This is a genomic window from Pedobacter sp., assembly GCF_045628745.1.
In the GTDB taxonomy this organism is placed as follows: Bacteria; Bacteroidota; Bacteroidia; order Sphingobacteriales; family Sphingobacteriaceae; genus Pedobacter.
This window is the reverse complement of record NZ_JAZQPU010000413.1, coordinates 1-11,130: the sequence shown is the minus strand read 5'-3', so window position 1 is coordinate 11,130 and position 11,130 is coordinate 1. Positions and strand designations below refer to the sequence as shown.

Here is an 11,130-nt window from a genome sequence, read left to right as displayed (position 1 = left end):
GTTACTTTTGGCAGTAAAAAAGATGATACGCCTATAGAGCTGATAAAAATGGTTCAACCACAGCTGTTTGTCAAGGGTGGCGATTATAAAAATACGCAGCTGCCAGAAGCGGCTATCTTGAATAAGCTAGGTTGTGAAATTATTTTTTTACCTTATATCGCACATCAAAGCACTACACAAATGATTAGCCGAATGGATTCCAGCACTAAAATGAAGATCTCTTTGTTAAATTGATCATACATTCAGCGACTTATCTATGGTTAATAATCAGGTTGAGCCAGATTCTCTTTCACATCTGTGCTCTGCCAAGAAGCAAATTGATCTGATGGAGCAGTTTACCCTCTATAAATTTATACTTATTTTTAAATAGCAACAACCAAATAGCGCATGAAAGAATGGATAGACTGTAGAAACTTATTGGTTATCCGTGCAGATAACATGGGCGACCTGCTGCTTTCTTCACCTGCCATTGAGGCCCTCAAACAAACCTTTAAATGTAAAATTACGGTATTGACCTCGTCAAAAGCACAAAGTGTGGTCAGAGTGTTACCTGTTATTGATGAGGTGATAGTTTGTGATGTGCCTTGGGTAAAACATGAGCATGGAGATGATCCTGCTACATTTCTACAGCTTTTATCACAAATCAAGGCCGCTTCTTTTGATGGCTGTGTGGTGTTTACCGTTTATAGTCAGAACCCTATGCCCGCTATTTTGTTGGCCTACCTTGCCGAAATTCCCTTGCGACTGGCTTATTGCAGGGAAAATCCTTACCATTTGCTCAGTCATTGGGTTCCCGATAAGGAACCTTATCATCATATCAAGCACCAGGTAATAAGGGATCTCGATCTTGTAGCCACCATTGGTGCTATCGTTAAGCCTCAACCACTGAAGCTTAAAGTTAGCGCCGCAGCCTCCATCCATTTAGCAGAGAAGCTATTTGCGCTCGGATTAAGCCAGGTACCTCAAAGTTATTTTATCCTACATCCCGGGGTTAGTGAAGAGAAGAGACGTTATCCCAAGAAATTGTGGATTGCGCTTGCCCAGAAGTTGATGCATACATACCATAAACCTTTATTCATTACTGGTGCAGCAGCAGATGAAAAGGTAAGTGCTGAAATTGCAGCAGGAGCAGGCGAGGGCTGTATTTCTGTTGCCGGCCAATTTGAACTTGGTGAATTTGCCACATTGATAGGAGAGGCCATTGCTGTAGTTAGCGTTAATACTAGCACAGTGCATTTGGCGGCGGCAATGCAAACCCCTGTAGTGGTTTTACATGCAGAGACAAATCCGCAGCACAGTCCATGGATGGTGCCCCATCAAGTATTGTCATTTAGTGTTCCTGAGCCCTTGAAGAGCAAAAACCAGGTGTTACACTGGGTAGATGAAAAACTGTATAAAATACATATTCCGTACCCTGAAGCGGAAGAAATATTAGAGGCCTTAAATACTATAACCTAAGAAATACTAGATTAAGCCCGAAAAACAATGTTAAAGCCTGAAAAACAAAGCGGCTACCTCCTTTAAAACTACCTGGTAATCTGATGTTTTCGTCCAGTCGATGGTGACATGAAGTTCTTTATTCAAGGGCGCCCAGCGTTCAGGTTCGCCATCCATGCTGATCACGATGCTCTGGGTTTTTAGCGCCGAGGCAATATGAGAAACACCTGTGCAATTACTGATCAAGGCATAAGCTTGGTCGATCAGCATCCCTACAGCACCCAGAGAAGTTTTACCAGCAGCCACAATCGGTGCAGCCTTCATTAGGCTCACCACTTCATTCACCACACCAAGTTCGTCTTTAGTACCCGTTAAAACCACCTGGTAATTCATTTTTACACAATAATCACCCAAGGCAGCAAAGTATAATGTAGGCCATTGTCGCCAGCTTCCTTTGGAACCAGGGTGGATACATATGTAATGCTCAGGCTTTACAGGCAATTTTAATTGATGCAGCTCCTCGGCGTCACTTTTGAAAAGTGGGAATTCTAAATCTGTACCTGCGGGAGGAATCCCCAAAAAGGTCATCAGGTTGAGGTGTCGTAAAATTTCGGGACCATAATTAGGGTAAGTCATCATATATTCATTCTCCACCGGTTGGCGTGGTACAGGCGTAAAACCGGCAAGGTATCGGGCACCAAAAGTGCTCAGCATCTGGTTAACGATAGTGCCATTACCCTGCATCTGTAAGATCAGGTCAAACTTCTGTGCCTGCACTTTATGCAAAAAGATGTCATACATAACGGGGTCGAAGTTTTGCTCCGGCAAACCCGGATAACCGGGGAAGGAGATAAAGAAGTCGAAATAAGCGGGAAACCTTTTTTGTAAGGCAGCGGCCCAGGGTAAGCCTATTAAGGTAATTAAGGCATCAGGATAAGCCTGCCTTAGCGCCCTGATCGCAGGGATGGCACAAAGCATATCTCCCAATTGGAGTGCCCTGAAAATGGCGATATGGTTAATGTCTAAGTTGATCATGTTTAGAAGAAAAATACGCGATATTTGATGGATCCATATAACCTCCAGAAAACAGAGATAAAAGGAATAACTAATGAAGTGCTGGCGATTTCTACCACCTGCGGCCATGATTTATGCCTGTTATTCAATCTGCGTGCGATGAACTGGGCTAGAAGATACAATAGTCCACATGCAGAGACTGCGATTAGAAAGGTGAGATTCAGGTAAATACCTATAAAAAGGAGGAGCGTTAACAAGGTGATGCTGTAATAGTTCCAAATGGGGGCATAACTTTTTGCTTTAAAGAGTTCAGGGAACTTTTTATAGAGCAGTGCATCATACAGACCCTTTTTCTGTTCCTTCACACTAATTCCCCAGGGCACTGTCCTCACCGGGTGAACCACCTCGGCCTCACCTATTTTACGGATAGGGATCTGCTGACTGATCAATTTAAATTCCAGGTCGCTGTCTTCCCGCCATGCCATTTTAAACCTTTCATCAAAACCATTGACCTTTAAAAGGGCCTTGTAAGTACAGGCACAGTTTGCAGTGATGAAAGCACCATATTCCAGCTGCTTTAAATTAAGGGCAAAATCAGTATTTTTATCGGGCATAGGAACTATGGTTTTTCCACTGTAGGCCATCAACTCTTCCCCGGCGTATCCTGTGGTAAAAGCGTCAAGCCAGGAGGGTTGCGGAAGGCAGTCATCATCGGTAAAAGCAATTAATGGCGTTTGTGCCACTCGCCAGCCTATATTTCTTGCTGCGGCAGGACCGCCTTTAACAGGGGCCTGCAACAGACGAAGGTTAAGTTGCTGCCGTAGTCCACATTGATTCAGCAGCACCGCAGTTTCATGATCCGGTCCGTCGCACACTACGATTACCGCAAAAGCTGATGAGGGAATGTTTTGTAAGGCCAAAGCCTTTAAACAGCTAATCAATAGTTTGGGTCGTTTGTAAGTGGGGATAACTACTGTAATCTTTTCTTTCATCCTCTTTATCAATTAAAAATGAACCCATGACCAGGGCATCAAACGGTGAACTCCAGAAACATTCTATGGCATCTCTGGGACTGCAAACTATGGGTTTACCCAACGTATTAAAGGAGGTGTTTACCAATACAGGAACCCCTGTTTTTGCTTTAAAGGCTTTCAGCAGCTGGTAATAAGCGGGGTGCTGATTTTCGTTAATGGTTTGTATCCTTGCGGTGCCGTCCACATGTTTTACTGCAGGGATCTGTGCGGCTTTATCCTCAGACACATCATAGATGAAGAGCATAAATGGAGATTCCTCTGCATTATTGAACCATTCTGCGGCATCTTCCTCTAAAACAACGGGTGCAACAGGGCGGAAATCTTCACGGGCTTTCACCTCATTAAGGCGGCTTTGCATATTGGTATCGATGGGGGAGGCCAATATGGAACGGCTGCCAAGGGCACGTGGACCAAATTCCATTCTTCCCTGAAACCATCCTATAATTTTGTTGTCTGCTAAAAGCTGTGCCGTTTCTTCAGCCACATCATTCATCTTTTTAAAAGGCACTTTTGCCCACCTTAAAAATTGTTCTATTTCTTCATCGCTGTATGCCGGTCCCCAATATGCATGGTTCATCACAAAAGACTTTTCTTTTTTCGGCCTTTCCTGCTGATCTATCCACATGGCAGCTCCTAAAGCAGTTCCCGAATCTCCAGATGCTGGTTGTACCCACACATTTTTAAACTTACCATGGTCCCTGATTCTTCCATTTAAAACACAATTTAGAGCAACACCACCTGCTAAACACAGGTTATCTTCTTTTGTGGTTTCCTGTAGCCAATTAACCAGCTCAATCACGGTGTCTTCGAGTACCAGCTGTAAAGAATGGGCAATGTTAAAATGATCGCTGGTAAAAGGGGCATCCTTTTCCCGCGCTAGTCCAAACCTTATTTCGAGGTCTTCTTGAGCAATGGTATACTGGCCATTTTCTCCCACTTTTATAATTTCCCTGAAAGCCTCTACATAGGTTGGTTTACCATAGGAAGCCAGGGCCATCACTTTATATTCATCAGAAGAATGTAAGAAGCCCAGATGAGTGGTTATTCTTTCATAAAGCAGACCTAAAGAATGTGGTGTATGGACCTGTCCAATTCTATTCAGGTCATTATGGAGGCCTGTGCTGTAGGTTGTTGTAGCCAGTTCACCTCTGCCATCGATGGTCATCACGGCTGCACGGTCATATGGGGAGGGCAGGAAAGCACTTGCGGCATGCGCGGTGTGGTGCTCCACGAAATGCCATGAAAAATCATCTTCCGTACAGCCTTTAAAGCGTTTCGTCAGGTGATGTGGATAGCCATCGACCAACTGTGCTGGGGCATTGATGATATAAGAAAGAAACAAGTTATTCCATGGGTTGTTGGTTGGGCTGCCTTTTACAGAGGGATAAAAAGGAATATAAGTGAGTGGCTGGTTTACCTCATCTTCAGCAATCAGCAAAAAGGGGTTGAAAGAGTAAGCAATATGATCTATTTCTTTCAAAGTTATTCCGGCAACCTTTAAACAATAATCTATGGCATGGAAAGGAAGCTCATAGGTGGAGAAGGGAACAGGTCTTTTACCATGTTTGATATGGGTAAAACGTTCATCTTCGGCGGCGGCGAGTAAAATGCCGTCTTTAAGCAAACATGCGGAAGAATCGTGGAAGACTGCGTTGATGCCAAGTGTATACATATCTACTGTATATAATATGAAGGGTTCTCCTTTAAACGATGGCCGGGAAGAATTGATTTGAGAAAATGTAAAACACGTATTTAAATCATACACGTATTTCTGCTTATATATAAATGATGTTTTACGCAGAAAAAAAAGGTAGTTATTACTTAAACAAAAAATCAATTAACACGTTGATTAGAGTATAGTTATTGCACCTAGTTTAAGGCATTTAATTTTTATTAAGTTTTTTTAAATCTAGTGAAACGAAGAGTAACTTTTTGTGGAGATAAAAAATGCCTGAAGAACATGCTTAAAAACAGACCTTAAATATGAAAAACCAACAACAAGGACCACCTCAAAACTTACTTTGTTTATCTCATTTAAGATGGGATTTTGTATTTCAAAGACCACAGCACCTACTTAGCCGTTTTGCCAAAGAAGCCAATGTTTATTTCATGGAAGAACCCATTTTTGACACCAATGGGGAAACTAAGCTTACCGTCAGTAAAAGAGCAGCCAAACTCAGTGTTATTGTTCCACACTTGCCAACTGGCATGGATACAAAAAGCGTAAACCTATGTTTAGCGCAATTGTTGGAAAAATTCTTCCACAGCGATACGCTCAACGATTGGACTTTTTGGTACTATACACCAATGGCCTTCGCCTTTACGGAAAACTTTAAACCCAGACTGACCATTTTTGACTGTATGGATGAGTTGTCCGCATTCGATTTTGCACCGAAAGAATTAATAGGACTCGAGAAAAAATTAATGGCTAAAGCAGACCTTGTCTTTACTGGAGGCCATTCCTTATATGAAGCTAAACAAAAGCAGCATGCAAATATTTTTCCTTTCCCAAGTAGCATAGAGAAAGAACACTTTGAACAAGCCCGGAAAATGAAGCTACAGCCTGTTGATCAGGCCTCCATTATTGGTGTGAAAATAGGCTTCTATGGCGTCATCGATGAAAGATTTGATATTGAGCTGATCAGAACAATTGCTGAGGAAAGACCCACATGGCAAATTATATTAATTGGCCCGGTAGTCAAAATACCCCATGAATCTCTGCCAAAAAACGCCAATATTCATTACCTGGGGCAAAAAAGTTATGCCGAACTCCCACGTTATTTAAGCGGCTGGGATGTCGCCTTGATTCCTTTCCAGCTCAATGAATCAACACGTTTTATCAGTCCTACAAAAACGCCGGAATACCTTGCTGCTGGCGTGCCAGTAGTTTCTACGCCCATCAGAGATGTAATTAAACCTTATGGAATAAAGAAACTTGTTCATATAGGCGAGAATGGACATGATTTTATCAAAGCCATAGAAGCCGAAATAAACAGTACCGATAAAAAGAAATGGTTAACCCAGGTAGATGAGTTTTTGAAATTCAATTCATGGGATAATACCTATCAAAAGATGAAAACACTTATTGTTAATCAGTTGAATGACAATAGATCAATATCAATTGCAAGTTAAATTAGAAGCACATGTATGACTACTTAATTGTTGGTGCAGGATTCGCAGGAAGCGTTTTAGCAGAAAGATTAGCCAATATTGCAGAAAAGAAAGTTCTTATTATTGACAAAAGAAACCATATTGGCGGCAACGCTTATGATTATTATGACCAGGCTGGCGTATTGGTTCACAAATATGGACCGCATATTTTTCATACCAATAGCCTGGAGGTATTTACTTACCTCTCCGAATTTACGGAATGGAGAAATTACCAGCACAAAGTGCTGGCCAATGTAGATGGTCAGCTGCTGCCTATACCCATCAACTTGAATACCATCAATGCAATGTACGGCACCAATTTAAACAGTGATCAGCTTACAACTTTTTTCGGCTCTAAATCAGAAAAGAAAAAAGAAGTGCTTACTTCAGAAGATGTGGTGGTGAGTGCTGTAGGGCGGGAGTTATACGAAAAATTCTTTAAGGGTTATACCAGGAAGCAATGGGGGCTAGACCCTTCAGAGCTGAGTTCTTCCGTCACGGCTAGGGTACCAACACGTACCAATAAAGATGATCGTTATTTTACTGATACTTACCAGTCCATGCCTTTGCATGGCTATACGCGCATGTTTGAGAAAATGCTCGATCACCCCAATATTCATATTATGCTCAATACGGACTATAAAGATGTACTGGGCGAAATTGGTTATAAGGAATTGATCTTTACGGGACCAATAGATGAGTTTTTTGACTATCGTTTTGGGAAGTTGCCTTACAGATCGCTCGAGTTCAAATTTGAAACCCATGATCAGGAACAATTTCAGCAGATAGGTACCATTAACTACCCTAATGATTACGAATTTACACGAATCACAGAGTTTAAATATTTAACAGGGCAAAAGCATCATAAAACATCGGTGGTCTATGAATTTCCAAAAGCAGTTGGTGATCCTTATTACCCTATTCCTAAACCTGACAATGCGGCTTTGTACAAGAAGTACCATGATCTTGCATCGCAATTGCAATCTACTCATTTTGTTGGGCGCCTGGCCACTTATAAATATTACAATATGGACCAGGTGGTAGCCCAGGCATTAACTGTATTTAAAAAAATCAGAAACAAGGAAATACTAGTTAACTAGAATATTGACTAAAATTAGTGTGATGGAAATATGGGGAGGTATTGAATGTACCATTAACCGGGTTGGCGACCACTATTACAACCAACTTGATAGTCAGGGTCATTACCAACGGAAAGAAGATTTGTCACTGCTCGTCAACTTGGGTATACAAAAGCTGAGGTATCCTGTTTTATGGGAAAAGCACCGGCCACAACAAAACAAGCCTATTGACTGGGGTGTGGTGGAAAATAATCTCCTCTATCTTAAGGATGCTGGAGTTACTGTTATTGCAGGTTTGGTGCATCATGGGAGTGGCCCTTGTTATGTGAACTTTCTGGATGATTCTTTTGCAGATGGCCTTGCAGAATATGCAAAAGCTGTAGCGGAAAAGTTTCCCTGGATTGATTATTATACACCTATTAATGAGCCGCTTACTACGGCGAGGTTTTGTGGTTTGTATGGTTTGTGGTATCCACATGAGAAGAATGACCGTACATTTTTAAGGATACTTTATAACGAATGTAAAGCAACAATTCTTGCAATGGCCGCCATTAGGAGGATCAACCCCAGGGCTAAGCTTATCCATACGGAAGATTTGGGTAAAACACACAGCACGCCGTTGTTGAAATACCAGGCTGATTTTGAAAATGAAAGGCGATGGCTTGGGCTGGATTTATTGTGTGGGAAAGTAAATACCCAACATCCTTTGTGGCCATATTTGCTGCGTCATGGCCTTACAGCTCATGATCTGGCTTTTTTTCAGGAAAATGCGATGCCCCCTGATATACTTGGTTTTAATTATTACATTACTTCTGAGCGCTATCTTGATGAAAACCTGAAACATTTTCCTGCGCATACACATGGTGGTAATAGCAACCTTCGATATGCTGATGTAGAGGCGGTTAGGTACTGCGAGGCCATAGCTGGCCCTAAGGTATTGCTGAAACAAGCATGGGAAAGGTTTAAAATTCCCCTGGCGGTGACTGAAGCACATTTAGGTTGCGGACGGGAAGACCAGCTCCGCTGGTTGATGGAAATTTATCAGGCTGCTGTTGAATTGAAAAAGGAGGGTATAGACATCAAGGGAATTACGGCCTGGTCCTTATTTGGTGCTTATGGTTGGGACAAATTATTGACTGAAGAAGGAGGGAACTATGAATCTGGCGTATTCGACTTACGATCGGGCTTTCCACGGGCCACAGCTTTGGCCAGGCTGGTGAGGAACCTAGCCCTTGGAAAGCCTTTTGAACACCCTGTAGTGCGAGGTGATGGATGGTGGAAAAGACCAGGAAGAATCATTTATCCGGAGCCCTTTATGCTCAATCTGCCCATGCCCGATCTTTGCTCGCCCCTATTAATAATTGGCGCAACAGGGACACTCGGACAGGCCTTTGCCCGGGTTTGTATGGAGCGTAACCTTCATTTTATTGCACTGAACAGGAAAGAATTAAATGTGGTGGTGCCAGCACAGATTGAAGCAATGATTCAACGTTACCAGCCTTGGGCAATCATCAACGCTGCAGGATTTGTAAGGGTAGATGAAGCAGAAATTGAGCAGGAGGATTGCTTCTTAAGTAATACAGAGGGGCCGGCAAATCTTGCTGATGCCTGCAGGAAATACGGCATTAAGTTTTTAACGTTCTCTTCAGACCTGGTCTTTGATGGAGAAAAGGGTGCTCCATATATTGAAAATGACCGTGTTAATCCTTTAAATGTTTATGGTGCCAGTAAAGCTAAAGCAGAGCAGGAGGTTTTGAAAAACGATCCTGATGCCTTGATTATCAGAACGAGTGCTTTTTTTAGTCCCTGGGACAATTATAACTTTGTTTCCCATATTTTATCTTCTTTAAATCAACGAACTTCAGTCAAAGTGGCCTCTGATGTTTATATTTCACCCACCTATGTGCCAGATTTGGTTAACGTTAGCCTCGATTTGCTGATTGATGATGAAAGAGGCCTTTGGCACCTGACCAATCAAGGTACGCTGACCTGGTCTGATTTCGCCTATGATGTGGCTAGGCGTGGTAATTATAATCCTTCTTTTCTTTTACCCTTACCCGTAGAAGAATTAGGTTATCCTGCAGTAAGGCCCAACTTTTCTGCCTTAACCAGTATGCATGGATTGATCTTACCTTCTCTTGATTTTGCGCTTGATCGTTTCTTTGCAGATAAGACTGTCAAATCACTCGCTTGTTAATTATGGTTCATTATACCGTATAAATACTAACCTTATCAATTTCTTTTTCGGAAAATACCTATTGTGATTTTAGCTTTAAACAATAAGCGCATTAATCTGTAGTACAGATAGTTAATTTAATTATTCATCTAAAAAAGGAAAACATGGACTTAAAAGACAATCCACAGCACAAGGAAGGGCCAATTGCACGGACAATTGAGGAACAAACGGCAAAGTTACCTTCCGATTTATTTTTATGGGCCGCTTTAGGGTCAATGGCCGCATCATTGACTTTAAAGATTTTAGGTAAAAATCACACAGCTTTGTTTGTAGGTCAGTGGGCACCTTCATTTTTATTATTAGGTATCTACAACAAAATAGTGAAAGTTGAAGGGCATGACACTGAAAGCTGATGTGAAAGGTTAAAATAATGTTTACATAAAAAAAAGATTATGTTTTATCACGCTAAAGAATTACAATTTAATGCCAGGGTTTCACAACCTGATCCACGATTTGCTCGTTTGCTATTAGAGCAATTTGGAGGTGTAAATGGCGAATTGAAAGCTGCCATGCAGTATTTTACACAAGCGTTTACCTGTAAGCTGCCTTTTCCGGATAAGTATGATATGCTGATGGATATCGCAACTGAAGAGTTTAGTCACCTGGAAATTGTAGGGGCTACCATTCAAATGCTGCTCAGCGGCGTTAATGGTGAGTTAAAGGATGCTTCTGAACAGGATGAAATTTCTACCTTATTGGATGGTAGGGCAGCCAAAGAAAGCTATATTCACGAAGCGATGGTTAATCCTCATTTCTTTGTGCTTACTGGTGGCGGACCTGCCTTAACTGATTCAAATGGTATTCCATGGCAGGGAACATATGTCAATGCAAATGGAGATCCTACCGTGGACCTGAGGTCTAACATGGCCGCTGAATCAAGGGCTAAGATTGTTTATGAGTACTTAATGAAATATACTGATGATCCTTATGTACGGGAAACGTTAAGGTTTCTAATGACAAGGGAAGTTGCCCACTATCAAATGTTTGAAGCCGCATTAGGCACCATACAACCAAACTTTCCTCCTGGAGTACTACAAAGTGACCCTCGCCACAGCAATACCTATTACAACATGTCGCAGGGAGAAGATGTCCGTGGACCATGGAATGAGGGCACCAGCACTCAATTAGGCGAAGGATGGCAATATGTTAGTGATCCTTTAACAAAGGTGAGAGAAACCGA

General features: G+C 41.9%; 10 protein-coding genes. 7 read left to right on the top strand and 3 right to left on the bottom strand.

The window, feature by feature from the left end; all coding sequences use genetic code 11:
* Together ACR2F7_RS14965 and ACR2F7_RS14960 are read left to right on the top strand one after the other, a co-directional pair.
* Positions 1–234: hypothetical protein (locus ACR2F7_RS14965; RefSeq protein ID WP_432714351.1), on the top strand; the 234-nt coding region annotated here is incomplete at its 5' end.
* Between the two features lie 153 nt (positions 235–387).
* Positions 388–1,458 carry a glycosyltransferase family 9 protein gene (locus tag ACR2F7_RS14960; protein ID WP_432714350.1) on the top strand — a complete coding sequence of 357 codons (1,071 nt, stop codon included), beginning with the start codon at positions 388–390 and terminating at the stop codon, positions 1,456–1,458.
* Between the two features lie 30 nt (positions 1,459–1,488).
* On the opposite strand, the gene ACR2F7_RS14955 is transcribed toward ACR2F7_RS14960, so the two are convergent.
* From ACR2F7_RS14955 to ACR2F7_RS14945, 3 genes are read right to left on the bottom strand one after another with little or no spacing between them, the layout of a single operon-like run.
* Positions 1,489–2,472 (bottom strand): glycosyltransferase family 9 protein, encoded by a 984-nt coding sequence (locus tag ACR2F7_RS14955; protein ID WP_432714349.1) that lies wholly within the window; start codon positions 2,470–2,472, stop codon positions 1,489–1,491.
* A gap of 2 nt (positions 2,473–2,474) precedes the next feature.
* On the bottom strand, positions 2,475–3,371 hold the full coding sequence (locus tag ACR2F7_RS14950) for a glycosyltransferase (protein ID WP_432714348.1): 897 nt from the start codon (positions 3,369–3,371) through the stop codon (positions 2,475–2,477).
* Positions 3,372–3,384: 13 nt separating this feature from the next.
* Positions 3,385–5,157 (bottom strand): carbamoyltransferase family protein, encoded by a 1,773-nt coding sequence (locus tag ACR2F7_RS14945; RefSeq protein WP_432714347.1) that lies wholly within the window; start codon positions 5,155–5,157, stop codon positions 3,385–3,387.
* A gap of 311 nt (positions 5,158–5,468) precedes the next feature.
* Here ACR2F7_RS14945 and ACR2F7_RS14940 point away from each other — a divergent pair, with 311 nt between their 5' ends.
* From ACR2F7_RS14940 to ACR2F7_RS14920, 5 genes are all read left to right on the top strand, one after another.
* Positions 5,469–6,617, top strand: coding sequence for a glycosyltransferase family 1 protein (locus tag ACR2F7_RS14940; protein WP_432714346.1), 1,149 nt, complete (start codon positions 5,469–5,471; stop codon positions 6,615–6,617).
* Between the two features lie 11 nt (positions 6,618–6,628).
* A complete protein-coding gene (glf, locus tag ACR2F7_RS14935; protein ID WP_432714345.1) occupies positions 6,629–7,735 on the top strand; it encodes a UDP-galactopyranose mutase in 1,107 nt (368 codons plus the stop codon).
* Positions 7,736–7,757: 22 nt separating this feature from the next.
* The gene (locus ACR2F7_RS14930; RefSeq protein WP_432714344.1) at positions 7,758–9,911 is read left to right on the top strand and encodes a family 1 glycosylhydrolase; all 2,154 of its coding nucleotides are present in this window, start codon (positions 7,758–7,760) and stop codon (positions 9,909–9,911) included.
* 143 nt (positions 9,912–10,054) lie between these two features.
* On the top strand, positions 10,055–10,303 hold the full coding sequence (locus ACR2F7_RS14925) for a hypothetical protein (RefSeq protein ID WP_432714343.1): 249 nt from the start codon (positions 10,055–10,057) through the stop codon (positions 10,301–10,303).
* A 39-nt stretch (positions 10,304–10,342) separates the two neighbouring features.
* A partial coding sequence (locus ACR2F7_RS14920) for a manganese catalase family protein (protein WP_432714342.1) occupies positions 10,343–11,130 on the top strand: 788 nt, incomplete at its 3' end.

Excerpts from the sequence above, each read along its gene's own strand:
- ACR2F7_RS14960 (WP_432714350.1), top strand. The coding sequence starts at position 388 with ATGAAAGAATGGATAGACTGTAGAAACTTATTGGTTATCCGTGCAGAT.
- ACR2F7_RS14955 (WP_432714349.1), bottom strand. The coding sequence starts at position 2,472 with ATGATCAACTTAGACATTAACCATATCGCCATTTTCAGGGCACTCCAA.
- ACR2F7_RS14945 (WP_432714347.1), bottom strand. The coding sequence starts at position 5,157 with ATGTATACACTTGGCATCAACGCAGTCTTCCACGATTCTTCCGCATGT.
- ACR2F7_RS14940 (WP_432714346.1), top strand. The coding sequence starts at position 5,469 with ATGAAAAACCAACAACAAGGACCACCTCAAAACTTACTTTGTTTATCT.
- glf (WP_432714345.1), top strand. The coding sequence starts at position 6,629 with ATGTATGACTACTTAATTGTTGGTGCAGGATTCGCAGGAAGCGTTTTA.
- ACR2F7_RS14930 (WP_432714344.1), top strand. The coding sequence starts at position 7,758 with ATGGAAATATGGGGAGGTATTGAATGTACCATTAACCGGGTTGGCGAC.
- ACR2F7_RS14925 (WP_432714343.1), top strand. The coding sequence starts at position 10,055 with ATGGACTTAAAAGACAATCCACAGCACAAGGAAGGGCCAATTGCACGG.